This window comes from Verrucosispora sp. WMMA2044 (assembly GCF_027497155.1).
Taxonomy (GTDB): domain Bacteria; phylum Actinomycetota; class Actinomycetes; order Mycobacteriales; family Micromonosporaceae; genus Micromonospora; species Micromonospora palythoicola.
Window position 1 is genome coordinate 5789363 of the sequence record NZ_CP114913.1, and the last position, 25363, is coordinate 5814725.

Sequence of the window (25363 nt, forward strand, 5' to 3'; positions counted from 1 at the left end):
GGAGGAGCAGCCTGCCATGCCCACCCACCTCACTCGACTCGCCGGCCCACCCGGTCGCGTCGCCGGGTCGTCGCCATGGCGACGACCGCGGTGATCGCGGCGGGCGGTCTCACGGCCGCCGGCCCGGCCGGCACCGCCTGGGCCGGGAGCCGTCCCGACGCCATCGGCCAACGCGTCGAGAAGCTCGTCGGTACCGATCGGCACCCGGGGGCGCTGGCCGCCGTCCGGGACCGTCGCGGCCGGACCCAGCACCACACGGCCGGGGTCGGCGACCTGCGCACCGGCGCGAAGGTGCCGAAGAACGGCCGGGTACGCATCGGCAGCGCCAGCAAGATGTTCGCCGCCGTCGTCGTGCTGCAGCTCGTCGGGGAAGGCACAGTGGATCTCGACGAGTCGGTCGAGACGTACCTGCCGGGTCTGGTGCGCAGCCCCGGGGTGGACGCCGACGCGATCACGGTCCGTCAACTACTGCAGCACACCAGCGGGCTGCCCGACTACACCGACACGATGTTCCCGAGAATGATCGACATCCCGCCGTACCAGCATGTCTACCTCGAACCCCGGGACCTGCTCGACATGGCCAACGCCAGGGAAGGCGGGCCAGCCGGCGACTGGGCCTACAGCAACACCAACTATCTGCTGGCCGGCCTGATCGCCCAACGGGTCACCGGCCGGCCGTTCAACGAGCTGGTCACCACCCGGGTCATCGAGCGGATCGGCCTGCGCGACACCTACGCGCCCGGGGTCGGTGAGGAGGGCATCCGCGGTCGGCATCCCAAGGGTTACCAGCTCGATGAAGCCACCGGCGAACTGCTCGACTTCACCCGGATGGACCCGAGCTGGGGGTGGGCCGCCGGCCAACTGGTCTCCACTCCGGCCGATCTCAACACGTTCCTGCGTGCCCTTCTGGGCGGCAAACTGCTCAACCCCGCGCAGCTGGCCGAGATGCGGACCACCGTCGCCGTGCATCCACAATCGGACCTGGGGTACGGGCTCGGTCTCTTCCGTACCCCGTTGAGCTGCGGCGGGGTGGCGTGGGGCCACGGCGGCGACATCCCCGGCTACTCGACCGTCAACGGCGCCACCGAAGACGGCCGCGCGGCGACCCTGGTAGTCACCTCGCTCAACGGGTCGGTCACGGACGGCTCTGTCGCCGCCGACCGGGCCGCCCTCGTCGACGCCGCGCTCTGCGCGAAGTGACCGGCATGGCCGGAGTACGGCGGTCTCGACCGTGCGTCGGGGCACCTCGCCGGTCAATGACCCACGGGCTCAGGTCTGCGGGTCAGCCCCTGCTTCTTGACATGCTCGATCAGCGCCACGAGGACCTCTTTGGACGACTGCCGTTCCCGCGCGTCACACATCATGACAGGCACGTCCGGGTCGAGGTCCAGGGCCAGTCGAACTTCGTCAAGGCTGTACTGGCGCGCGTTCTCGAAGCAGTTGACGGCAACGATGAATGGCAGCCTCGCGCGTTCGAAGTAGTCGACGGACGGGAAGCAGTCGGCAAGCCGCCTGGTGTCCGCCAGGACCACGGCGCCCAGGGCGCCGATGGTGAGTTCGTCCCAGACGAACCAGAAGCGGTCCTGGCCCGGGGTGCCGAACAGATAGAGGACGAGTTCCTCGCTGATGGTGATCCGGCCGAAGTCCATCGCCACAGTCGTGGTCGACTTCGCCTCGACACCGGAGATGTCGTCGACTCCCACGCCCTGCTCGGAGAGGACCTCTTCGGTCCGCAGGGGCTTGGTTTCGCTGACGGATCCCACGAGGGTGGTCTTGCCTACGCCGAAGCCACCCGCGATGAGGATTTTGATGGCGGTGGGAAGGGTCGCATGGCCCGTCCGCTCAGAGTTGACGTAGTCCATTGATGAGCGCCTCGAATACGCTGTCGTCGGGAAGGGTGGCGGCTTGGCGAGGGTCGTTCACCTGAACGAATCCCTGAGCGATCAGTCCGTCGAGCAGCACTCGAACGGTGCCAAGGGGCAGGCTGAGATGCGCGGCCACTTCTGCGAGTGCCAGCGGTCGTTGGCACAGGTGAATGATCCTGGCCTGCTCTGGTGCTATCCCCACCTCCGACGGCGGGGCCGATCGGGTCGCCAGGACCAGAGCGACCACATTGAAGCTGTTGGCTGGTTTGGCCCGCCCGCCGGTTACGGCGTACGGCCGGACTACCGGCCCGGCTGCGTCATCTAACCAGACCGGTTCTTCGTCGGGCATCGTCATGGCGGCCCCTAGTTGTTGGTGTACTGACTCGGCCTGGTCGGGGAGGCGAGGAACTTGCCGGCTCGCGCAACGACCATCGCCATTTCGTACGCGACAAGTCCGACGTCGGTGTCTTCGGCCGCGAGGACGGCCAGGCAGGCGTTGCTTCCGGCCGCGGTGACGAAAAGGAACGACGATTTCATCTCGATGATGGTCTGTTGAACGGGTCCGCCGCCGAACCGCTTGCTGGCGCCCTTCGCGAGGCTCTGGATCCCCGATGCCATCGCGGCCAGGTGTTCCGCGTCGTCCCGGCTGAGCTGGGCGGAGGAAGCCATGAGCAGCCCGTCAGCGGAGAGCACGATGGCATGCTCAGCCTGCTTGACACGCCCAACCAGGTCGTCGAGCAGCCAGGCCAGATCGCCCGTGGAATTCTGCTGCACTTGCCCGTTCCTCTTTCTCACCGGTCGGTTTCGGCCGCGGACGTGTTGTCGGCGGCGTTGGGTTGCTCGTCGTCGGCGGCGTCGACGAGACGTGCGGCGTCATCACGGCCGCGGCGGGTGCCGGACTGGTAGGAACTCATCATCCTGCGGATGTCGTCGGGGGATCGCCCCGCCTCGTCGTCCGGTGGCTGTGTCTGGCCTGGGGACGATTCGCGCAGTTGTCGCGCGATGTTGGCCTGGCGGACCCTCATCGGCAGGCCGTGCTCGGTGTGCTCGGTGTGTCCGGCAGCAGGTCCGGGCCGCTGTTTGACGCTGGGCGGGCTCTTGACCGGCTCCTCGGTGACCGTGGCGGCGGCGTCAGCGGCGGCACGCAGTGGACGCACCGCTGGCAGTTCCATCGTTTCGCCGTGCACGGGTGCGGGCTCGACGACGGCGAGCGAGGTCTGCCGCGCCGTGGTGACCCGCTGGGCATCGCCTGCGGCAGCCGCGTCCCTGGACACGCCCACCGTCGGTGCGGGACCGGCGCCGATCGGGTCGGCCGTCGCAACCAGGTCCTTGGGAATGAGGACGACCGCCGTCGTGCCGCCGTAGGGCGACGGCTTCAACCGGACCGCGAGGTGGTGCTTGGCGGCCAGCCGACTGACGACGAAGAGTCCCAGCTTCTTGGCGTCGGCGAGGTTGAACTCTGCGGCGACTGCGAGGTCCGCGTTCGCAGCGGCCAGATCGTCCTCGGCCATGCCGAGACCTCTGTCCTCGATCTCGATGGCGAAGCCGTTGGCCACAAGCTGCCCGCGCACCTCGACAGGGGTGCTCTTCGGCGAGAAGGTCAGGGCGTTCTCGATCAGCTCGGCGAGCAGGTGGATGATGTCGCCGGCGGCCCGGCCGGCGAGCGCGACCGACCCGAACGGCATCACCTTCACCCGGGTGTAGTCCTCCACCTCCTGCACGGCAGCGCGGGCCACATCGACCATCGGCACGTTGCGGCGCCAGCCACGGCCGGGCGTCGCACCCGACAGGACGATGAGGTTCTCGGCGTTGCGCCGCATCCGGGTGGCGAGGTGGTCGACGCGGAACAGGTCCTCGAGTTCGTCGGCGTCCTCCTGCCGGCGCTCCATCTCGTCGAGGAGGGTCACCTGGCGGTGGACGAGGGCCTGGGTGCGCCGGGCCAGGTTAAGGAACACATCGCGTACGTTGCGGCGTAGCTCCGCCTGCTCGACGGCCGTACGCACAGCGGTCTCCTGGACGGCGTTGAACGCCTGGCCGACCTGCCCGATCTCGTCCGAGCCGAAGTCGAGAGGCGGTGCCTCGACGGCGACGTCCACCTTCTCGCCGCGCTGAAGACGCTCGACCACGGCGGGCAGCCGCTCGTCGGCGAGTTGATGAGCCGCGTCACGTAGCCGCTGCAACTGCGCCACCAGAGCGCGCGCCGTCGTGATCGACAGCACGATCGACGCGGCAACGGCGATCGTGCCAAGGCCCGCCGCGAGAAGCAGCCGGATGATGACCCAAACGGCGACGCCCACGGCACCGGACACGATTCCGTTGCCACCGGCTGTGACTACTTCCTGCAGCTCGGACTGGGCGTCGTCAACCACACTGCGCCACTCGCCGGCCTCGACGGGCAGGCTCGACCGGGTGCGGCTGGTCTGCGCCACACTGTCTTCGATCGCCCGAAGACGGCGGAAGGTGTCGCCAGCAAGCAACTGCTCATATCGAGCGCGGTCGGCGGGTGACAACTGGATCGAGGTTTCCGATCCCGCGAACCGTTGGGCGCCCACGAGCTGCGCGAACTGCGCCTGCTCAGCGGCGGTGATCCGACCGCTGGCGAGGACGCCACTCAAGAGCGCGTCCTCTTGCGAGATCAGCTCCCCCATGCGGTTCAGCTGGATGAGCGCGGCGGCGTAACCCGCGATCGTCTTGTCGTCCAGGCTCGCCGTGGCGTGGTAGATGCCGAAGATCGAGTCGATCGAGTCGCCGAAGGCCCTCGCTGCGCTCGAGCGGTCGATGGTGCGTGCATCGACCAACTCCCTGACACCGCCCAGGGCGTCCAGACTGACGTAGGCGGCGTCGAGTCGTTGGGCCAACGTGTTGCTGCCCGCCAGATCCGTCTGCCAACTCCGTGCTGACGCTGTGAACGTCGCGGCGAGTTGCTCGGTCTGCCGGCGCTGGGTGTCCAAGGACGCTCGCGCTTGACTGTCGTCGGAGCCACCCAGGTAGGCCAGCGTGAGTCGGCGTTCGTTCTGCAAGGCCGTCAGCAGGGGTGCGCTCGGCTCGTACACCTTGCTGTTCAGCGTATTGACCCAGAGCAGGTTGAGACCGTCCCGGAGGGTCACCCACGCCGCGAACGCCCACAGGGCAGTGAGCGACAGCAACATCGCGACCACTTTGGTGCGGATATTGGTACTGCGAAAGCGCATCACACCGTCCCAGTCGGCCGTTGCACCTGGCTAAGTCCTCGGTGAATTTCTGACGCCTGCGCGTCCCACATCAACGGCGCGCGACAACGGGAGCACGCTAGCAGCGTCCAAGAAGGTCCTCAAGCGTCCCTGATCACCGGCTTGCTGGCTGCCTGCCGCGGTTTGGGTGCAGTTGTCGTGACGGTCGCCGCAGTTATGTCGTGCCGTTGCCGCACAAGGTGCAATGCGGCGAGCACCGCAGCGCGGACAATCGCCAGCGGGCGATAGAGCTCCTTGCCGTACCACAGGGGAGGGGCAGGCTCCCGGCCCGCCGTCTCGCAGAGGTACGCGTAGCCACGCCTCGCGGCCGCCTGGACTTCATCGGCTCTCGGGCGTGCTGCCAGGAGCACCTGCAACGCGTACGCGGTCTCCTCAGCGGTGCCGTCCCAACGCCCCCACGACCCGTCGGCCCGCTGCGTGGACAGGACCCAGTCGACCGCCCTCGCCACCGCGTCGACCGCGGTGGGCCCACGGCCGAAGTCTTGAAGAGCAAGGGCACAGCACATCGTGGCGTAGTACGGCGAGGCATGCCATCGGTCGCGCCACTGCCCGTCCGGCTGCTGGCGCTCTCGCAGCGCCACCGTCAACCGATCGATGGCGGCCACGTACCGCGGCTCCGGATCGAATCCGCTGGACACGTGCTGACCGAAAGCGTCCAGGACGTGCGCGTTGGTGGTGACCGACCACCCGTCCTCACCAGGCCAGGTGCAGAATCCATCCGCAGTTTCGTATGCCCAGAGAGGTCCGGGGTCCACAGGCTGGCCCAGATGTCCGAGCGCACACAGCGCCACCGCCGTGGTGTCTGAGTCGGCGGGCAGCCCCGGCCCGGTCGGAGTGCCCAGCGGGTTCAGCGCGGCGCGGAGGCTTTCCACGATGCGCGGCGACACCTCGACTCGAATGCCAGCCCGTGCCAGTCCGCTCACCACCCACGCCGCTTCGAAGACAGTGATGGGCAACGGACACGGCACCGGGCCGCCGCCAGCGACTGTCGCCAAATGAGCCAAGGCATGGTTGCTGGAGGAGCCCGATTCGTTGTTGCCGATCCAGGCGGCGGTTGCCGCCGGTGAGGCGCCGACCGTCCCGGGCCCCGCCGGTCGAATGCCTGCGGCGCGAGCTGCGGGACCCAGGACCTCCAGGAAATGCACCAACTTGCCCGGCAGATCAACGCCGGCAGCGACCGCTTGTCGGACCCTGACGAGACGGCCGTCGTCCATCCCCGTCGGCAGGCCTAACCGCCCGCCGTACCAGGGTTCGAGGCACGGCACCGCCAGGTGTTCAAGCCGGGCGAGATGCTGGTTGATGCCCGCCACGAGGGACGGCACGATGAGATCCGCGCCTGGCGTGTCCGGCACCAGCAGGCCAGCCCGTAGCCAGGTAGTAAGCGCCTGCAGGCTGCGGGCGACGGCAGGGGCCAGGCGCGCCGCCACGTGATCCCGATGTGCCCTCGGTCCCGTGGAGCGGAGGGTCGCGAGCAGCGCATCGGTGGCGCTGAGGGTGGGAACCAGCGCATACCCCTGCGGTGGACCCCACCCTCCGTCCGCCCGCTGCGTCTGCAGCAGGAATGCGATGCGCTCGGCATGCCCACCCAGCCACGGCGACAGCGACACAAGCCGAGCGGTCTCGTAAACCGATGGGGCGACCTGACCGTGCGGCTCCGCCTCCAGCCCGGCAATTAGATCAGCTACGGCACCGTCAATGCTGCCGTTCAATGTATGGACGGGGATGGCTGGGCGGCTCACAGGCTGCCCCAGAAGTCCGACACCTGGTAGAAGCCGGCGGTGAACGAGATCTGGCGTCGCAGAAACGCGGCCTGTCGGGGACAGGTCTTCTCCAGTGGCTCGATCAGTTCGTGGCAGCTCTGGATGACCGCGTTGAGCCTGGCGGTCACTTCGGTTCTGCTCACGAGCATGAGCGCGTTGAGATCTCCCCACTGGAGGTCGCGCTTACTTGTGCCCAGGTCGTTGATCAACCGGATGGCGCGCTGCACCTCGCGGCTGGCAGCCTTCAGGTCGTCAACGTGGTCCAAGCAGTCCTGGTCACCGAGGTGGGCCCAGTGCGTCACGCTGACCAGCACGACAGCGGCGTTGTCCGCGTTGGCGAGGTACTGGTCGAGAGTCAGCGCAGTACGCCGCGAGGCCGGCGGCGCCTGATGCGCGGTCTTCCATCGCCACTCCTGCGCCATCGCTGCGACCATGCGTCCGATCTCGTCCCGCCACATCGGGCCCATGGCCGCGAACGCCGGCGCCGACACCAACTCGTTCCGTATCTCGGCCAGTAGCAGCGCCAGCGGGTGCCCGCCGTCGACGCACGGATCGCCGTTGGCGGCTGTGACGCAGCTGGCGACGAGCGCCTGGACATCGTCGTCCGTCTGCGCGAGGTGGTCGAACTGCCAGTCCGCCGCGAACACCCACAGCACGGTCCGAGCTGTCAGCCTCAGTTGGTCGCCTGCGTACTCGGGCGCTGTGAACGCTACTGACATCGCGATGCCGCTGATGAGCGCCGCGTCGAAGGGTCGCGCCGCGAACAGGTTCTGATGGCGCGTCACGACCTCGTGCAGGTCGCGATCGAGCGTGACGGCCAGCGCGCAGACTCGTGCCTGCTCTTCTACAGTGAGCGCGTCGCCCATGGCGACCGGGACAGGCGGGCCGGGTGTCACGAGACTGAGGAGTGGTCGTGCCGCGGCAGCAGTGTGAGCGTGTTCGGCCGGGGCCGCAGTGAGGCACCGAGCCGCGCCTTGAGGTCAGCCGGCCCACCGAGCTGGAAACGGTACCGGCTCAGCAGCGTGGCGATGATGATCGGGGCCTCAAGGAGGAAGAGGTGCTGGCCGATGCACTGGTGCGGGCCGCCTCCGAAGGGAAAGTAGCTGTAGCGGTGCTCCCGCCTCGGGCGGTCAGGAGCGAACCGCTCCGGGTCGAATGCGTCAGGGCGATCCCAGAACTGTTCCATCCGCTGGGTCGCGTACGGGCTGACCAGGATGGTTGCTCCGGCTTCAATCCGGACGCGACCAAGGACCTGCTCCTCGGCCGCTGTTCGTGGGATGTTCCAGCCGGCTGGCCAGAGGCGCAGCATCTCGTCCAGGACCATGCGGGTGTAACGCATCCGCGGGATGTGGGCCCGCTGCACCGGTCCACGCCCGACAACCTCGTCGACTTCGGCGTACAGCCGGTCGGCAACCTCGGGGTACTTCTCAAGAACCGGCCACAGCCAGGACAGGACACCGACTGTTGTCTCGGTGGCCGTACTGAACATCGCGACAAGGTCGCTGCGGACCTGCTCCTCGCTGACCTGAAGTCCGTTGGCCCTTGGGCGGCACAGCGCAGCGATGATGTCGTCGCCCTCGCCCGGGTTCGCGCGCTCCGTACGGATGATCGGCAGGACCAGCGTGTCGATGGCCGCGACCGCCTTGCGGAACGCCCTGTCACCGGGCAGGGGAACCCAGTAGGGCGCGCTGGGCACGAGTAGACGAAATACCATGGTTCGGGTGATCGTGCCCAAGTGACCGAAAATCTCCACCGCGTCGCCTACGGAAATCTTCCGCCCGAAAAGGACCCGAGTTGTGGCCTGGCACACGATCCGCGACATCAGGGTCATGGAGTCAACTGCCACACCCTGCCGAGCCGGTTCTCCCAGCGCATCAATCGCCTCAGCGATGGCGACCGCCATCCGGTCGACCATCTGCTCGACACGCTGCTTGGTGAACAGCGGTTGCAGGGTGTCCCGGCTGGACTCCCACACCTCTCCCTCGGTGACGAGGATCGCCTCCCCGACCACCCGGCGGATCGAACGCCAGAGCATGCTCTCACCGTCGCGGATGTAGTTGGTCGTGTCACGCAGGATCTGCTGTAGGTGTTCGGGGTGGGTGACCAGGTAGGGGCGCATGGTGCCCAGGTTGAGGCGCACGACCTCACCGCCGGACTCGTGTCCGAAGTGGACAAGTGCCGCGAGGGGGTCGCGGAGCATACGCGGCAATGTTTCGCGCAGGGGAATGAGCCTGGCGCGGCCGGCGGGTTGCGCCTGAGACATGAGCACCTCCACGAACTGTTGTCCTCCGAGCGTATGGCCAGGCAGGTCCCCGCAGCAGGGGCCCTGCATGATCAACTTTCGCGTCCTATCGATAACTCCGGATTTGTCTGAGGTGGACGGCGGTCCGGCGGATGACCGACCTTCAGTCGAGGGTGCCAAGGCGGCACGCCCGCTGACGCGCCGCCCGCGGATGTGGCCCGGCAGGACGAGGTGATCATCGGTAACATCCCGGACTCGGCTCAGAGTATGGGTGGAGGTGAATCCATTGCTGCCGTGCGAGGTGCTCGACACGTCCGTGCTTCCACCGAGTGACCGTTTCGAGTGCTGGTACGAGGTCATTGCTCGCGAAGCCGCTCCGACCTACGTCAAGAGCCCGCACCTTGCCGACTTCAAGGCATTGGCCAAGCGAGTATCCCTGGGAACTGTCCTGCTGGCTGAGTTGCGCTACCCAACCCTGGACACCATCCGTTCGCCACGGCTGGTCAGGCGGTCGCAGCCCGACACCTACCAACTGGTGCTGATGACCACGGGGGAAAGCGTTGCGAACCAGGAGCGCACCCAGTCCTCCGTGCCGCAGGCGTCGTTCACCCTGCTGGACAACAGCAAGCCGTTCACTGGCACCCACTACGCGTCGGGGCCGACGCTTGCCAGCTCCATCTCTCTCGTCATCCCCCATCAGGCGCTGCCTCTGCATCCAGACAAGGTGCGCACGCTCCTCGCGAGCTCAATCGGTTCTGACACAGGCATGGCGGCTCTGCTTGCTCAATTCGTCCACCGCGTGGCAGCGCGCCCCGAAGAATTCGCCCCGAGTCAGGCGGTGACGCTAGGCGCGATAGCGCTTGACCTCGCGGCTAGCACCCTGGCGCAGCGCTTGGCTGTTCAAGAGCTGCTGCCGGTCGAGGTTCGGGAACGTACGCTGCGAACCGAGATCGAATCCTTCATCGAGAAGAACCTTGGCGACACTGATCTGACCCCTCGTTCCGTCGCCGCCGCGCACCACATTTCGCTGCGTATGCTCCACCGGCTCTTCGCGTCCGAGCAGCACACCGTGGCGGAACTGATCCGGCTCCGGCGATTGGCCCGGTGTCAGCGGGATTTGACCAATCCGTTGCTAGCCGATCGACCGATCCACAGAATCGCGGCGCGTTGGGGATTTCCGGCCAAGGCGCATTTCAGTCGGCTCTTCAAGAGTACTTTCGGCATGTCGCCGCAGGAGTACCGCAACCTGCACCGTTAGTTCACGGGCGACCCCGACTACCCGCTGCCCGGCGGAGAGTTTCGAGTCCGGTGCGTCCTTGGTGGGCGCGGCTTGTCGATTTCCACCGTGCAGGCCGCTCCGGACCCCACCGCACATGCTCCTGCCGGTGCCGCGCCGGCGGCACAGCTCATGCGCGTCGGTGCCACACATCGTTGCCGAACTGGGCTCTCAGCAGCCACGTCTCCGGCGGCGTTGCTGAACGACCGCGCCGCGCTCCGTACAAGACTGCACAGAAGTGCAACCCTCTGGCACCAGCGGTCAACATCCCAACTATTCGTTGATCGCAAACTGGAGCAGCGAGCGGGATCCGGGCGATAGGGCGGGGCTACCAACGGGGGTGCCTCTTTCGTTCGGAACGCTGCACCGTAGGCCACACCTCGGTGTCACATAGCCACCGCTTCCCACCCCCCGGGCCCGCACCGCCCCTCCGGGGTGGGAAGCGGCGCAGGCTGATCCGCAGCCGTGTCGCGGCGTTACCTGCTCGTCCTCGATGATGTCGGCGCCGGTGCGGACCACTCGCCGGACAATGCCGTCGCGGATGCCGGTGAGGTCATGCCGCACCAGCGGCAGCGAGGGGTCGGCGGCGAGCAGCGCCCGGCCGACGGCGAAGGTCGCCGTCGACCAGAACCCGGACAACACGGTCAGTGACGGGCGGGTGTCACCACACCCCACCGCGCGCAGGTGCGCCAGGTGTGCCGGCCACGGATGGGGCCGGTGACCCCGGCGGAAGTGTCCGGGGCCACCGGCGGCCAGATCGCGGGGTCGGTGCAGCTGCGATGTGCGGCGCCGCCGGCCGGGTCGTCTCCCTCGTGCCGGTGGCATCTCGGGGCGGACACGCAGCCAACGCGGTTCGCACATCCCCCGTGCTGCGACCGCGCCGCGTCTGGCGATCGTTACCCGACCGTGATGCAGCCTGCACCTGTCGGGGACATCGAGCAGGAATAGTCCGTCACTATGGTTGTCCACTGCGGTGTTACAGCCACCACAGTGAGCGTTTTTCATCCTCGGTAGGTCGGGTTCTCGACGTGGTGCAGGACGAGGATGGCCTGCACGATCGCGGTCGTTCGGGATGGGCTGCAGCGCAGCTTGGTCAGGACTTTCCAGGTTTTGAGGGTGGCGACGGCTCGTTCGCCGCGGGCGCGGATGCGGGCGTGGGCCTTGTTCACGGCCTTCTGCCGACGTGACAGCGTTGGGCGGTAGCGATGGCGCTTGAAGGGGGTGCGGACTGAACCGCTGGCGCCTTGGTACGCCTTGTCCGCGAAGGTCATCACGTTCGCGCCGGTTAACACGGCGATGATGTCGTGGGTGCGGGCGGCGGTCAGGTCGTGTGCCGAGCCGGGCAGCGCCGCCGATGTCCAGACGAGGCGTCCGGCCGGGTCGGCGATGACCTGCACGTTCATCCCGTGCCGTCGGTGTTTCCCGGAGTAGTACGGCTTCTGGTCGTACACGCGGTCGATCGGGATCAGGGTGCCGTCGAGGATCGCGTAGGCCAGCCGTCGGATCCTGCTCATCGCCTGGTGCAGGTCGTCGGTGGTCGCGGCGAGCAGCGTGATCGCCTCGTGGACATAGCGCCAGGCGGTGGCGAGACCGATCTCGAATCCGGCGGCCAGACGGGCAAAGGTGTCGCCGTTGCGGAGATGGGCCAGCACGAGCAGGGCTTGGCGGCCGGGGTCGAGGCGCCGCCACCGGGATCGTCGCTGGTGGCGATGGGTGCGGATCAGGGCGGCGACGTGGTTCAGGGATCGAGTGGACAACGGGATCGAGGCAGGGTAGGACAGCAACGAGGCTCCCGGGAGGGGCATCTTTCTTGGTCGATTGCTTGTCTTACCGGGAGCCTCACCTCACCTGGCTACAGGCCTCCTCCACGCCGCTGACCTGCACCATCAGGTTGGAAATGGCTCAGTGGTCAGGTATCGCTAGTGAAGCATGGTCGATCCGCACCTGCAACTATTGTGGATCGCAAATCCCGCTTCATCACGATTGTGGCGCGCTGGGATGGGAGGACGGTCATGGCGGACGGTGGCGCAGACGAGGGTGGACCGTCCTTCGCGGCGCGGCTCAGACATCTGATCGACACGCATGTCAAGCCAGGTACCGGCGAGCCGTACTCCCCGGATGATGTCGCCAAGGGAACGGGGCTGTCGACCAGCTACGTGAACTATCTGCTCAGCGGTGAGCGGGACAACCCCTCGCGCTCGGCGATCCAGCAGTTGGCGAACTTCTTCCGGGTGCAGCCCAACTACTTCTTCGATCCCGTGGTGGAGTCCGAGCCCGGCGAGCTTGACGACGCCGACCTGGCGACCATCACGGTGCTGGCGCGCGGGCTGCCACCGGGCGTCCCGCGCGCCAGCCTGCGCAAGATCGTGGAGCAGGTCGCCGCGTTGGAGGCTCGCAACAAGTCGGCGCGTCGGGGCCGGCCGACGCGGTAGCAGGACGTTCCCCAGCCCTGTCGACTCAGGGCCTAGCCGAGCAGCAGAAACGTCGGCAGCGCCACGACGAGTCCCACCGTGGTTCCGGCGACCACCTGACCGACGGTGTGCTCGCGAAGCTCCACTCGTCGACCAACCCACGAGGACGACCCCGGCAGCGGCGAGAAGCAGATCCGGTCCGAAGACGATGACCAGGACAGCGGCCGAGCCGGCGGCGACCGCCGCGTGGATGCTCAACTTCCACACCAGGTTCACCAGGGTCACGGCCAGGCCCAGGGCGAACATCACGACGACCATGGCGATCACCGGCCGGGGTGCCCGGAAGCCGACCAGGAGGGTCAAGCCGACCAGCACCGAGAGGAGCCCGTACGCCAGCGGCGTGCGCCGCTGCTCGCGTACCCGGATGTGATGGTCACTGAGGCGCCCTCGGCGGACTCCCCACCAGATGAGGCTGTTGGGGATGACCGAGCAGAACAGCGCGCCCACCAGCGCCCAGCCGAGGCCCGGCCCGACGGCCGGCGCGCTGGTCTGCAGGGCGACGACGACCGGCATGACCGCGGCCAGGAGCGCTGGCGCGAACACCTCGGTCACCACCCGAGCGAATCGGGTGGAGAGGCTCCGGCTGGGGGAGTCGCGGGCATCGAGCACCTGACGCATTCTGCCGCTTGCGGCGACCGTCCGGGACGTGCTACCCGGGGGACCGCTGCCACCGACGTGCTCGGGGCCCCTGAGAGTCGGCCGGCTTGGCTATGCTGCCTGTCTGCGACCGCCACCATCGTGGCTCAGGCGAGCGCTGGACGCTGACATCGGCGGCCGGAGGGATGCAGGGGCGAAGGGCGTTTCGGGCACCGTCCGCAGGAGGGTCAGGACAGACGATGTGGCACCAGAAGCACCGGGCGCACCGGCTGCTACGTCGGCTCGATGTCGCCCTCCCGGTGCCGTTGACCGTTTCGGCGTTGGTGTCGGCGCTCGAGGAGAAACGCGGTCGCCCGATCCACCTCGTCGCGATGACCGTCGACGAGCCGACCGGACCGTGCGGACTCTGGGTCGCGACGGCCGAGGCCGACTATGTCCTCTTCGACCGCGACTCGCCGCCCGTGTTGCAGGTCCAGACGACGTTGCACGAGCTGATGCACATCGCTTTGAAGCACATCGGCACGACGGTTGTCGACGGTGCCGCACAGCCGATCGAGCGTGGTGATGCCGACCCGGTCGAGACGGTACTGGCCAGATCGTCGGCGTCCTTCGACCAGCAGCAGGAGATGGACGCCGAACTGCTGGCTACCTACCTGGGAGCTCGGTTGGACAGGGTCGAGGAGGTAGGCGCCTTCGAAGACCTGCACGAGGACACCGCCGCGGTGATGTACCGCATCGCAGCGGCGTTGACCCACTAGACGGGAGCGGCAGATGCTGGTCGCTGTCGGTCATGTGGGCGCCGCGCTCGTGGCCGTGGCGGCGCTCGTCGTCAAGCTGGGTGCCCTGCTGCGGGACCCGAAGGATCAGAAGATCTGGGCGAGCGTGGCGATCTGTCTGGGCTGTGGTCTCGCCGTCACAGTCGGCTGGGCACCCGTCCACAGCGCCGTCGACCAGTTCACCCGCGTACCGAATCTGGCCAAACTCGCCGAGCACGGCTCGGCGCTGCTGACGGCGACCGCCATCCAGTTTCTCTTCCTGCACCTCGGTGACCCGCAGCGAGCACGGCGGCAGATACGTCGGCGGTTGGTGCTGCTGGCCGTGGTGTTCACGGTGATGGCGACGATGTTCTGGGCGGCGGACTTCCCGACCTCCGAGCCCCTGCACTTCGCCGACCGGTACGGGGACCTTCCCGAAGTCGGCGTCTACATGCTGGCGTTCCTGCTGTACCTTGCCGTCTCCGTGGCCGACATCCTGCGCATGTCCCTCGGCTACGCCAGATACGCCGGCACCCGACTGAAAGTCGTCATGCGCCTGCTCAGCGCGGGAGCCGCGTTCGGCGGCGCCTACGTCGGCCACAAGGCATTCTTCATCGCTCTGAAGCTGGCCGATGGCAGCGCGCCATGGTCGGAACCTGTCGTCTCACAAACCCTCGTCACCCTGTCGGTGTCGTTCACCTGTTCGAGCTTCGTGCTGTCGACGATCTGGAAGTTCGTCGACGACCTGCGTGTCTGGCCGCGCAGGAGCGAGGCGTACCGGCAGCTGCACGCGCTTTGGTACCTGCTGTATCAGGCGGTCCCGACGATCGCGTTACAGCCGCCGCGTCGACCTGAACGCGCCCGGGGCGTCGCATGGGGCGCCGGCCAGCGGCTGTACCGGCGATGCGTGGAAATCGGTGATGGACTGCAGGCCACAGGCCAACTGGACCCGCGCCGAAAGGCGGCGGCCCGGCGACGCGCCATCGAGGCGGGCTGGGACCAGGACCGGGCGGTCGCGGCCGGCGAAGCGGCGGCCATCCTGTCCGCGGTGCACCGCCAGCGGCAGGAACCACTCGTTCGCCCGGAGACTGGTGCCGGCCTGGAGCAGCGTCCGCCGTTGATCGAGCGGATGGACGTGGACGCGGAGGCGCGACGGCTGGGCATGATCTCCGCCGCGTTGCAGGAACCCTTCGTACGAGCCGCCGCAGCCGAAGCCGTCGACTCCGGCACCGAGGTACACCAGAGCCGGCCGACCTCAGCGGGTGGCGGCGGTCGGCGTGACCCTGGTCTGCCGGGTGTCGCCGCCGCGCAGGTAGGTCATCGAGACGGGCTGGCCGGGCTCGACCGACCGCAAGGCACCGATGAACGCCTCAAGCGTGTCGATACGCTCACCGGTCACCTGCGTGACGATGTCCCCGGGCCGCAGACCGGCGGCGGCCGACGGACCGTCTTCGTCGACGTCGCGGACCAGGACACCCCGGTCGGTGCCGGCATTCAGCGACCGGGCGATCTGCGGGGTCAGGCGCGCCACCGCGACCCCGAGGTACGGCTGGGTGACCCGGCCGTCGTCGAGGAGGTCGTCGGCGATGTCCAGGGCGGTGGCGGCGGGGATCGCGAAGCCGATTGACACCGCGCCGGTCTGCGGCGGCAGGTAGGCGTCGTTGATGCCGATGACTCGGCCCGAGTAGTCGGCGAGCGCGCCGCCCGAGTTGCCGGGCGAGATCGCCGCGTCGGTCTGGATCAGGTCGACCAGGGCGTTGCCCTGACCCGCCGAACCGGGGATCTCCCGACCGACACCGGATACGATGCCGGCGGTGACGCTGTTGAGGAAGCCCAGCGGGCTGCCGAGCGCGAGGACCGGCTCACCCGGTGGCGGAAGCTCGGTGTGGAACGGCGCGGGCGGCAGGTCGGCGCGCTCGGCGCGGAGCACGGCGAGATCGGTGACGGCGTCGGCGGCGACCACCCGGGCCGGTACGCGGGTGCCGTCGGCGAGAGCGACCTCCACGTTCTCCTGGTCACCCACGACGTGCTCGTTGGTGAGGATCAGTCCACCCTCCCGGAACACGACCCCGGAGCCGAGACCCTGCCCGACCCGAACGGTGACGACCGAGGGTTGTAGTCGGGCGACGATCTGTGGCAGGTCGGCTGCGGCCGGTGCGGGCGCGGCCGACGACGCGGCGGTCGGTGCCGCAGTCGCTCCTCCGTCGTCGGCGGCCGTGCAGCCGGCGGTGGCGATCAGCATCGCTCCGCCACCCAGCAGAGCCACCCAGCGCGATCGGACCGTCACGGTGTAGTCCTCCCCGGTGGTAGTACAGCGGTCGGGTGCCCTGGCTGGCCCGCTACCCGAACCTCCCGACGGCAAACCCCGCGGCTGCGCGCGACGTCGGAACGTCACGGTGCTGGGCAGCAACCGTCATCCGTTCGTCGCACATTTCCCCCGGCGGCGGGACATGAGCCTGCCGATGACGGCACGGCCCGGGCCATGGCCGCCACCGGTGCGATGACGGCGCCGGAACTCTCACGGTGATCCTGGCCGCGCTGCTGGTCGGTGCGGCCGTCGGCCGGTGGCGCCAACGACGACGCCAGAGTCACCCGACCCGGCGGTCCACCCCGGCGAGCGTGGCGGAGCGACCGGACCGAGCGGTCCCGCTCCGTGTCGAGATGGTGCGGGCGGGCCCGGCGTGTTGCCGGGCCCGCCCGTCTCGATCATGACCCTCAGGGTCTTCGGATGCCGCCGCACGGGTCGGTAGACCTGACCCGCCCTCGGCTCGGTTGTGGTGGTTATGCGAGGGCTGCGAGGCGGAATTGTTGGTTGGGTTGTCCGTGGCAGTCGTAGAGCTGGATCTGGGCTCCGTTGTTGCTGCTCCAGACGTCGAGGCAGCGTCCGGACTGGACGCCGGTGATGGTGCCGTTGGAGTTGACGTTCCATTGTTGGTTGGTGCCGCTGTGGCAGGTGTAGATCTGGACGGCGGTGCCGTTTCCGGAGCCTGCGGCGTCGAGGCACATGTTGTCGTAGACGCGTAGTTGTTTGTTGGTGGTGTAGGTCCAGGACTGGTTGGTCTGCTTGTTGCAGTCGTAGAGCTGGACGCGGGTGCCGTTGTTGCGGGAGGCGTTGGGTACGTCGACGCAGCGGCCGGACTGGGTGCCGATGATTTCGTTGGCCGAGCCGGACGGCGGTGGGGTGGTCGGCGTCGGCGTGGGGGTCGGCGGCGTGGTCGGCGTCGGCGTTGGGGTGCCGGTCGGCGGCGTGGTCGGATCCGTCGGTAGCAACGGGCAGGTGCTGCGGTAGGTGACCACGCCGCTGCTGTCCAGCAGCGGGCAGAGGAACTGGCTGTACCGAGAGTCGTTGTCGACGAACATCTTCAGGAACGGCAGCATGGTCCGGATCAACACCGGGTTGGACCGTCCGACCATGAACCCGTGGTCCCCGCCGGCGACCTCCAGGTAGACGCTCTCCGTCGAGGCCGGAAGGCTGTTGTACAGGTTGAGGGCGTAGGACGGGGTGACCACCGTGTCCGCCTGCCCGGAGATGACCATCGTGGGTACCCGGTCGTTGGCCAGGTTCTGCGACGGCGAGTACGGCGTGATACCGACGGCCGCCTTCAACGACGAGCGCCGGATGGCTGCGCTGAGCGCTCCACCGCCGCCCATCGAGTGACCGGAGACGGCCAACCGGTTCGGGTCGACCCGGTCGCGTACCGGGCTCTGCTGCGTCAGGTAGTCGAGCGCGGCGAGCAACTGGGTGCCTCGGGCGGTGTCGAAGTCGTTACGGCTGTTCGTCTCGATACCGATCACGACGAAGCCGTGCGATGCCAGCCACGGACCCATCCAGGCCAGCTCGGCGGAGAACAACGCCGTGTAACCAGGCGAGATCGCGATGGCACCGAAGGTGCCCTGGCTGGTGTCGGTCGGGTAGTAGATCCTGCCGCCGTTGAAGCCGTACCCGGTCGGGACGCTTACCGACGTGTTGGCGAACGGGCCGTTGACGGCCGCGACGCTGGCCCGGGTGGGGTCCGGGCCCCGCTGGTACGGGTTGTCGGCGGCCGATGCGGACCCGGTCGCCACCGTCACGGTGAACATCCCGACGGCGGCTGCGAGCCCCGCCGTGGCGAGCTTGAGCAGCCGACGCCGAATGCCGGGGGACACTCGGCCGGCATGATCTCGTCCCGCGAGCGGGGGGTGGTGTGCGTGTCCTCGCACTGTCGATACCTCCTGGTGGTGGGGTGTGTGAGGGATGGGCGGGCCCGGATTGCGCCGAGCCCGCCCGTTCCGGCTGTGCCCGAGCCGGAGCTGCCGCCGTCAGCGCTGCAGGGTCAGTACTCCCGGGCGGTACGGCAGCAGGCCGTAGTCGCCGCCGGAGTTGGGTGAACGGCCCTGGTAGAGCAGTTGCAGGTTGCAGGGGTCGATGGTCATGGTCTGGTCGGCGTTGGTCCGGATCAGCTCACCGTGGCTGATGTCGTTGGTCCAGGTGGCGCCGCTGTTGGCCTTGCCGGCGAACGGGTTGCTCTCGCTGGTGGCCTGCGGGGTCCAGCTACCGCCCAGACTCGTCGCGGTGAACGAGCGGAAGTAGCGGCCCTGCGAACCGATCGCCTCGACGATCATCAGGTACCGCTGCTGACCCTGGAGCTTGTACACCTGGACACCTTCGAACAGGTTGTTCGTGGTGTCGGTCATGATCGTGGTGTAGTTGGAGCCGAAGCTGCCGGGGAAGTTCCCGATCGGCATGCTGGCCCGGTAGATCCGGCCGTTGTCACCGGCGAAGAACAGGTACATGTTCTGGTCGTCACCGATCAACGCCTGGTCGATCGGACCGGTGCTGGAGTTCGAGATCGACCCGGTGAACAACGTCTGGTGCGCCGACCAACTGTTCACGTTCGTCGGGTCGGTCGAGGTGCGGTAGGAGAAGGCCGGCCCACCCCACTGGTACGCCAGGACCCAGACGTTACGCGGCGCGAAGTAGAACAGTGAGGGAGCGACCGCGGCGAAGGGCATCTGGTTCTGGCTGGCCGAACCCATCTGGTTCCAGTTCGAGAACAGGCCGAAGTTCATCGACCCCCAGGTGGTGCCCGTGTCGTGCGTGGTGCCGTACACCAGGTGCTGACCGTTGTACGGCGCGTGGGTGAAGTCCTTCAACGACACCCAACCCGACCGCGGCTGCGCCAGGGCGCCGGTCGACGACCACCGGTACGACGACGGCAGGTTGCAGGTACCGGTCGGCGGCGGGGTGGTGGTCGGCGGCGTGGTGGTCGGCGGGGTCGTGGGACCGCCGAGCGAGACGAGGCGGAACTGCTGGTTGGGCTGCCCGTGGCAGTCGTAGAGCTGGACCTGCGCTCCGTTGCTGGTGCTCCAGACGTCCAGGCACCGCCCGGACTGGACGCCGCTGATGGTGCCGTTGGAGTTGACGTTCCACTGCTGGTTGGTTCCGCTGTGGCAGCTGTAGATCTGGATCGCGGCGCCGTTTCCGGAGCCTGCGGCGTCGAGACACATGTTGTCGTAGACACGGAGCTGCTTGTCAGAGGTGTAGGTCCAGGACTGGTTGGTCTGCTTGTTGCAGTCGTAGAGCTGCACCCGGGTGCCGTTGTCACGAGAGGCGTTGGGTACGTCGATGCAGCGGCCCGACTGGCTGCCGACGATCTCGTTGGCGGAGCCGGAGGGCGGCGGTGTGGTGGGGGTGGGCCCCGGCGTGGTGGGGGTGGGGCCCGGCGTGGTGGGCGTGGGAGTCGGGCCGGGGCCGGCGCTGTTCAGCGCGTCCAGGGTGGCCGTGTACGCCTGCTTCTTGTTGCCGTTGTTGTCGAACAGCAGCGGCGTGCCGTACGAGCGCCACGAGTCGCTGTCCCGGATGCCCCACACGGTGATGCCGTTGCACCGCGGGACCGCGAGGCAGTCCTGGACCACCCGACGGTACGTGTCCGCCTGCTGGGTGCCGGAGCCTTCGATGTCCAGCTCGGTGATCTGCACGTCCACCCCGAGGGCGGCGAAGCTGGACAGCGTGGTGCGGTAGTTGCTGTTGTACGCCGACTGGGCGTTGAAGTGCGACTGGAACCCGACGCAGTCGATCGGCACGCCACGCTGCTTGAAGTCCTGCACCATCCGGTAGACGGCCTGGGTCTTGGCCCAGGTCCAGTTGTCGGTGTTGTAGTCGTTGTAGCAGAGCTTGGCGCCCGGGTCGGCGGCCCGGGCGGCCCGGAACGCCGCCTCGATCCAGTCGTTGCCGGTGCGCTGCAGGTTCGAGTCCCGCCGCGCGCCGCTGTTGCCGTCCTCGAACGCCTCGTTCACCACGTCCCACGAGTCGATCTTCCCGCGGTAGTAGGTCGCGACCCGGGTGACGTGGTTGAGCATCGCGTTGCGCAACGCGGTGCCCGACATGTTCCGCATCCACTCGGGCTGCTGCGAGTGCCAGGCCAGGGTGTGACCCCGGACCTTCCAGCCCCGGGACAGAGCGTGGTTGACGATCCGGTCCGCGTTGCCGAACGTGAAGTTGTTCTGCTGCGGCTCGGTCGCGTCGATCTTCATTTCGTTCTCGGGCGTGACGCTGTTGAACTCGCGGTTCAAGATCGTCGTGTACGCGCCGTCGTTGAGCTTGTTCGCCGCCACCGCGGCGCCGAAGTACCGGCCGGACTGGCCGGCAGCCGCAGCCAGGGTGGTTTCGGCGGCGTGGGCGAGACTGGGCAGCAACGACACGACGAGGGCCGCAACTATCGCGGCACTTCCGGATGCAGAGAGCGTTCGAAGTCGACGCCCGGAGGGACGGGTCCGGGAGATCATGCTGATCCTCCATGATGGGGTAGGACAAACGCGGTCGCTGTTCGGTGGACGATTCCGCTCGGGATCGGCGGAGTCCCACGATGTCGAGCCGCCGGTCGGTGCGGACTCGCATCTGGCGCACCCCCGGTCGGGAGTCGGCTCCGGCCACTGACCAGCAGGTGAAGGGTTGCGATGAGTGGCCAGGTCGCCCGCCGGGAGTTGGTTGCGGCGTGAGGTGGTGGTGGAGGTGGTGACCTGGGATGGTGGTGGGGTGCTTGGTGCTCGGGTGCGGCGCCTCCAGCGACTGGAAGTGATGTTAACGATCACATCGATCGATGGCTCTCAGGCTGGCAGATAAATCCATGGTTTTCAACCGGTAGTTTCGGGCGGTGACCGATAGTTTTTCGGCCGATGCTCGGTGTGGGAGCTCCGGGTACGCCCGTCGCTGCCCATGTTGGTGCGGTTCAGGCCCAGCTTGCTGGCGACGAGGTGACGGAACGAAGGCGGCGGTGCCGTCAGCCCTGACGCTCGAATGGGCTGACCGCACCGCCGCTGGCTCAGGTGGCTTTCGGTCGGGTGCTATGACGTCCGGTGCGACCGGCGGAGGGCGAGGTGGAGAAGCTCGTCGACGCTCCATTGATCATCGGCATGACGGCCGTACTTGTGGGCGAGGACGCGGCCGTCGGTGCCGATGAGGAAGTCGGCGGGCAGGCCGAGGGCACTTTCCCCTTGCGCCGGGGGTGCGGCATTACCGGCGGCTACCCCGCGCAGGGCTGCGATCCAGGTCCGTGGGTGCAGCACGGCCCAGGGAGAGGCGTCGACGCCGAAGCGGACGTAGAGGCGACGGTCCGGATCGGCGATGGTGGCGAACGGTAGGTCGCCCTGGTACGGCTGCATGGCGGCGGCGGTGGAGTGGAAGACGGCGACCTCGCGGACGCCTGCGGCGACGATCTCGTCATGCCGTCGGGTGATGGAACGCAGGTGCAGGTTGCAGATGGGGCAGCCGGCGAAGCGGCGGAACTGCAGGTGAACCAGGCGGTCCGGATCGGGAATCTGGACCGGTTGCCCGGTTATGGTGGTGAGATCGAATCGGGCGAGGACCTGTCCGTTGTGGAGTTTTGCCATGACGACGGTGTCGTCTCCTTCGTCGCTTACGCGGGTTGGGCTAGGCGGGGCCAGGGGTAGCCGGCGGCCCCGGCTTCGGTGAGAGATGCGCGGACGGCGTCCCGCCAGTCCTCGCGCGGGGTGTAGCCGAGGGTGCGGGCGGCGTGGTCGGAGGGGCAGTCCCAGTCTTCGGAGACGTGCACCAGAGAGCGGGTCAGGAAGGGTTCGGCACCGGGCAGGACAGGGTGCAACTTCTCCATCAGCCAGGCGAAGGCGTAGCCGGCGCTGTACGGGACGCTGAACCAGGGCCGCGGGGAGCCGGTCTCGTCGGCGATGAACTCGATGACTTCGCGTGCGGAGGGCGAGGTCGGGCCGCAGATGTTGAACGACTCGTAGTCGTCGAGCCGCTCGGCGGTCGCGGCCAGCGCGAACGCCTCACCCAGGTCGCGACCGCCTACGAGTGCGAGTCGAGCGCGTCCGCTGGCCAGCCAGGGCACGAGGCGGGTGCGTAGCCGAGGTACGAGTGCCGGCACCATCCCGAGGGCGTTGCCGGCACCGACGAAGTGCCCGAGGCGCATGGTGACCATCTGGGTGCCGCGATCGCTGCGACGGCGCATGTGGTCGTCGATGTCGATGAGCCGGTCGAGGTGGGGCCAGAAGCCGGTGCGGCGGGTCGGGGCGAAGTCGTCTATCGGGCCGCCGCCGGCGGGGCGCGCGGCGATCGCGATGGTGCTGGTCTGGACGAAGCGGCGGACACCCCGGTCGATCGCCTGGTCGATGAGGTCCCGATTGGGCTCGAAGAACTGACGGCGCTCCAGTTCGGCGTGGCCCCAGAAGGCACCCCAGGTGCCGGCGTGGCAGACGACGTCCACGGCATCGACGACGGTCCTGCGGTACTCGGGGTCGCGCAGGTCGCCGACCCGGGTTTCGCCGGCGAAGGCTGACGGAAGTCGGTCGGGCGTGCGGCAGGCGGCGATGGGGGTGACGTCTTGCCGGGCGGCCAGCGCGGCGAGGACGTTGCGGCCGAGGAATCCGGTGGCACCGGTGACCAGAACTCGCGTGGTGCGCGATTGTCGGCTCATGCCGTCGCCTCGGTCGGGGTACCGGCGGCAGAGGACGGAGCGGGCAGTAGGACGATCACGGTTACTCCTTGCTGTTGCTGGCGGGACTACAGGGTTTGGATCCAGCCGGTAAGCCGGGCGGTCTCCCGGTCGACGTACTCGGGGTCGTCGAGGCTGTGAGCGATCAGCGACACGCCCTGGAGTGCGGACAGCAGGTGCAGGGCCAGGTCGGCGGCGTCGGTGTCGCGTCCGAGCGCGCGGAACTGCTCCTCCAGCCAGCCGAGCAACTCGGTGAAGATGGCGCCTGTCTGCTCGGCCAGTGGACCGCCGGCCTTGTGCAGCTCGGCACACAGGGTGCCGACCGGGCACCCGCTGCGGGCCAGCACCGCGCGGTTGTCAGCCGTCATCTGCACGAACGCCGCCAGTCGCGAACGGGCGTCGCCGCTCTGATTCCACTGTCCACGGAGGGTGGCGTAATGCCCGGCGTGGTGAGCGACGAGCGCTTCGCCGATGGCCTCCTTGGTCTTGAAGTAGTAGTAGACGTTGCCCAGCGGCACCCCGGCCGCGCCGGCGATGTCCGCGAGCGTGGTACGGGCGAATCCCTGCTCATGCACCAGCCGAACGGCGGCGTCGACCAGTCGGCTGCGTTTGTCGGGATGACGGTTCAACATGCCCCCTCGGTACTCAGTTAGTTAGCTAACTTACTGACTGGAGGCAACCGTGGTCAAGCAAGTCATCCGTCGCGTCAGGTTGGCGTGATCACGGTGCCCGCCGGATGGCGGCCATGGGCTGCCCGCCGGTTTCACCTTTGCCTGGCGGGTATTCAGGCGCACCGCCGAGGCCGGCGGTGACAACTGCACGCAGTGAGGGAGCGCAGCGTCATGCCCGATACGCAGCCCACCATCGTTCTCGTGCACGGTGCGTTCGCCGAGTCGGCGAGCTGGAACGGTGTGATCGAACGGCTGGCCCCCGCGTACGACGTGGTGGCCGCCGCCAACCCGTTGCGGGACCTCGCGGGTGACGCGGCGTACCTACGAGACGTGATACGCGGGATCGGCGGTCCGGTCGTCCTCGCCGGTCACTCGTACGGGGGAATGGTCATCACGCAGGCTGCGGCCGGCGATCCGTCGGTGCGGGCGCTCGTGTACGTCAACGCTCTCGCCCCGGAAACCGGTGAATCGGCGCTGTCACTGTCCGGAAAGTTCCCCGGCAGCACGCTCGCCGACACGCTGGTGCAGTATCCGCTGTCCACCGGCGGTAACGAGGTGGCGATCGGCCAGGACGCCTACCACGCGCAGTTCGCCGCCGACGTGCCGTCCGACCTTGCCGCGCTCATGGCCCGGACCCAGCGGCCGATCACCGAACGAGCCCTGGGCGACGGTCTCTCCGGAGCCCCCGCCTGGCGATCGCTGCCCAGCTGGTTCATCTTCGGGGACGCGGACCGGAACATCCCGGTCGCCGCGCACCGGTTCATGGCCGAGCGGGCCGAACCACGTGGCCAGCGGGAGATCGTCGGCGGCTCGCACGCGATGGCCGTGGCCCAGCCGAGCGAGATCGCCGAGACGATAATCGAGGCGGTCCGCGGGTCGTGAGCCGCAGTGGCGGCCGGCTGACCGGTGCCGGCGATCCCGGTGCCGGTGCGTACCGGGCGCAGCCGTGGGTACCCAGTGCCTATGGCGCGGTACACGAAGCCTGAGCTGCGCGAACAGCTCAAGGAAGAGATCAAGGCGTCCGACCGGGGTGGCCGTCCGGGACAGTGGTCGGCGCGCAAGTCGCAGCTGCTCACCAAGGAGTACCAGAAACGCGGTGGCGGCTATCAGGGCCCGAAGGACGAGCGGCAGAAGTCCTTGCAGCAGTGGGGCGACCAGAAGTGGCGGACCAGGCAGGGCGGCACCCGGGCGCGACACGACGGCGAAACCGATCGTTACCTGCCCGATCAGGCGTGGAAGCAACTCTCCGCCGAACAGCGGCAGGCGACCGACGCCAAGAAGCGGAAGGCATCGAAGTCCGGGAAGCAGTACGTCGCCAACACCGGTCCGGCCAAACGCGCACGTCGAAACGCTGTTTCGTCCGGGTCGCTCACCGATCTGCCGGTAGCCGAAGCGGCCCGTCACGTCCGTGACCTCGACACCGGCCAGCTCCGGGCGGCGCTGCGGGAGGAACGCGCAGGCAAGGGCCGCAAGACACTCATCCAGCGCCTGGAGTCGGCGCTCGGCCGCCGCTGACCGGGGGCCGGGCCGCGCCGGGGAGTAGGACGC

At 68.2% G+C, this 25363-nt stretch carries 20 protein-coding genes and 3 pseudogenes; 7 read left to right on the plus strand and 16 right to left on the minus strand.

The window, feature by feature from the left end:
* The first annotated feature begins 75 nt into the window (after positions 1-75).
* Positions 76-1200, plus strand: coding sequence for a serine hydrolase domain-containing protein (locus tag O3597_RS26335; protein WP_281602723.1), 1125 nt, complete (start codon positions 76-78; stop codon positions 1198-1200).
* A gap of 53 nt (positions 1201-1253) precedes the next feature.
* Here O3597_RS26335 and O3597_RS26340 read toward each other — a convergent pair whose 3' ends face one another.
* The 7 genes from O3597_RS26340 to O3597_RS26370 all read right to left on the minus strand — a co-directional run bounded on the left by O3597_RS26340 (position 1254) and on the right by O3597_RS26370 (position 9130).
* Positions 1254-1862 carry an ATP/GTP-binding protein gene (locus tag O3597_RS26340; protein ID WP_164449658.1) on the minus strand — a complete coding sequence of 203 codons (609 nt, stop codon included), beginning with the start codon at positions 1860-1862 and terminating at the stop codon, positions 1254-1256.
* The gene (locus O3597_RS26345; protein ID WP_164449657.1) at positions 1843-2220 is read right to left on the minus strand and encodes a DUF742 domain-containing protein; all 378 of its coding nucleotides are present in this window, start codon (positions 2218-2220) and stop codon (positions 1843-1845) included. Before O3597_RS26345 ends, O3597_RS26340 begins: the two co-directional genes overlap by 20 nt.
* Positions 2221-2228: 8 nt before the next feature.
* Positions 2229-2639, minus strand: coding sequence for a roadblock/LC7 domain-containing protein (locus tag O3597_RS26350; RefSeq protein WP_164449656.1), 411 nt, complete (start codon positions 2637-2639; stop codon positions 2229-2231).
* Positions 2640-2656: 17 nt separating this feature from the next.
* Positions 2657-5056 carry a nitrate- and nitrite sensing domain-containing protein gene (locus tag O3597_RS26355; protein WP_164449655.1) on the minus strand — a complete coding sequence of 800 codons (2400 nt, stop codon included), beginning with the start codon at positions 5054-5056 and terminating at the stop codon, positions 2657-2659.
* Between the two features lie 119 nt (positions 5057-5175).
* Positions 5176-6804 (minus strand): prenyltransferase/squalene oxidase repeat-containing protein, encoded by a 1629-nt coding sequence (locus tag O3597_RS26360; RefSeq protein WP_281602724.1) that lies wholly within the window; start codon positions 6802-6804, stop codon positions 5176-5178.
* Between the two features lie 26 nt (positions 6805-6830).
* A complete protein-coding gene (locus O3597_RS26365; protein ID WP_281602725.1) occupies positions 6831-7721 on the minus strand; it encodes a terpene synthase family protein in 891 nt (296 codons plus the stop codon).
* A gap of 26 nt (positions 7722-7747) precedes the next feature.
* Positions 7748-9130 (minus strand): cytochrome P450, encoded by a 1383-nt coding sequence (locus O3597_RS26370; protein ID WP_281602726.1) that lies wholly within the window; start codon positions 9128-9130, stop codon positions 7748-7750.
* Between the two features lie 244 nt (positions 9131-9374).
* On the opposite strand from O3597_RS26370, the gene O3597_RS26375 reads away from it, so the two are divergent.
* Positions 9375-10355, plus strand: coding sequence for a helix-turn-helix domain-containing protein (locus tag O3597_RS26375; protein ID WP_164449653.1), 981 nt, complete (start codon positions 9375-9377; stop codon positions 10353-10355).
* A gap of 471 nt (positions 10356-10826) precedes the next feature.
* On the opposite strand, the pseudogene O3597_RS26380 reads toward O3597_RS26375, so the two are convergent.
* Together O3597_RS26380 and O3597_RS26385 are read right to left on the minus strand one after the other, a co-directional pair.
* Positions 10827-11066, minus strand: a pseudogene (locus O3597_RS26380) (hypothetical protein); the annotation flags it as partial.
* Between the two features lie 308 nt (positions 11067-11374).
* Positions 11375-12157: a transposase family protein gene (locus O3597_RS26385; protein WP_281602727.1), complete on the minus strand. Its 783-nt coding sequence runs from the start codon at positions 12155-12157 to the stop codon at positions 11375-11377.
* Positions 12158-12385: 228 nt separating this feature from the next.
* Here O3597_RS26385 and O3597_RS26390 point away from each other — a divergent pair, with 228 nt between their 5' ends.
* Positions 12386-12805 (plus strand): helix-turn-helix domain-containing protein, encoded by a 420-nt coding sequence (locus O3597_RS26390; protein WP_164449652.1) that lies wholly within the window; start codon positions 12386-12388, stop codon positions 12803-12805.
* A 32-nt stretch (positions 12806-12837) separates the two neighbouring features.
* Here O3597_RS26390 and O3597_RS26395 read toward each other — a convergent pair.
* Positions 12838-13462, minus strand: a pseudogene (locus O3597_RS26395) (phosphoesterase PA-phosphatase).
* A gap of 218 nt (positions 13463-13680) precedes the next feature.
* On the opposite strand from O3597_RS26395, the gene O3597_RS26400 reads away from it, so the two are divergent.
* A complete protein-coding gene (locus O3597_RS26400) occupies positions 13681-14199 on the plus strand; it encodes a hypothetical protein (protein ID WP_164449650.1) in 519 nt (172 codons plus the stop codon).
* A gap of 13 nt (positions 14200-14212) precedes the next feature.
* A pseudogene (locus O3597_RS28620) lies at positions 14213-15364 on the plus strand (MAB_1171c family putative transporter); the annotation flags it as partial.
* A gap of 87 nt (positions 15365-15451) precedes the next feature.
* Here the strand turns inward: O3597_RS28620 and O3597_RS26405 are convergent.
* From O3597_RS26405 to O3597_RS26430, 6 genes are all read right to left on the minus strand, one after another.
* Positions 15452-16483 carry a trypsin-like peptidase domain-containing protein gene (locus O3597_RS26405; protein ID WP_281602728.1) on the minus strand — a complete coding sequence of 344 codons (1032 nt, stop codon included), beginning with the start codon at positions 16481-16483 and terminating at the stop codon, positions 15452-15454.
* Between the two features lie 494 nt (positions 16484-16977).
* Positions 16978-18396, minus strand: a complete 1419-nt coding sequence (locus O3597_RS26410) for a ricin-type beta-trefoil lectin domain protein (RefSeq protein ID WP_281602729.1) — start codon at positions 18394-18396, stop codon at positions 16978-16980.
* A gap of 99 nt (positions 18397-18495) precedes the next feature.
* The gene (locus O3597_RS26415; protein ID WP_281604643.1) at positions 18496-20871 is read right to left on the minus strand and encodes a non-reducing end alpha-L-arabinofuranosidase family hydrolase; all 2376 of its coding nucleotides are present in this window, start codon (positions 20869-20871) and stop codon (positions 18496-18498) included.
* A gap of 648 nt (positions 20872-21519) precedes the next feature.
* Positions 21520-22065 carry a peroxiredoxin-like family protein gene (locus O3597_RS26420; RefSeq protein ID WP_281602730.1) on the minus strand — a complete coding sequence of 182 codons (546 nt, stop codon included), beginning with the start codon at positions 22063-22065 and terminating at the stop codon, positions 21520-21522.
* Positions 22066-22091: 26 nt separating this feature from the next.
* Positions 22092-23126, minus strand: a complete 1035-nt coding sequence (locus tag O3597_RS26425; protein ID WP_281602731.1) for an NAD-dependent epimerase/dehydratase family protein — start codon at positions 23124-23126, stop codon at positions 22092-22094.
* An 86-nt stretch (positions 23127-23212) separates the two neighbouring features.
* Positions 23213-23776: a TetR/AcrR family transcriptional regulator gene (locus O3597_RS26430; protein ID WP_164449645.1), complete on the minus strand. Its 564-nt coding sequence runs from the start codon at positions 23774-23776 to the stop codon at positions 23213-23215.
* A 210-nt stretch (positions 23777-23986) separates the two neighbouring features.
* On the opposite strand from O3597_RS26430, the gene O3597_RS26435 reads away from it, so the two are divergent.
* Both O3597_RS26435 and O3597_RS26440 read left to right on the plus strand, forming a co-directional pair.
* Positions 23987-24697 (plus strand): alpha/beta hydrolase, encoded by a 711-nt coding sequence (locus O3597_RS26435; protein ID WP_164449644.1) that lies wholly within the window; start codon positions 23987-23989, stop codon positions 24695-24697.
* Between the two features lie 81 nt (positions 24698-24778).
* Complete coding sequence (locus O3597_RS26440) at positions 24779-25330, plus strand: hypothetical protein (RefSeq protein ID WP_164449643.1); 552 nt, start codon at positions 24779-24781, stop codon at positions 25328-25330.
* Positions 25331-25363: the final 33 nt, after the last annotated feature.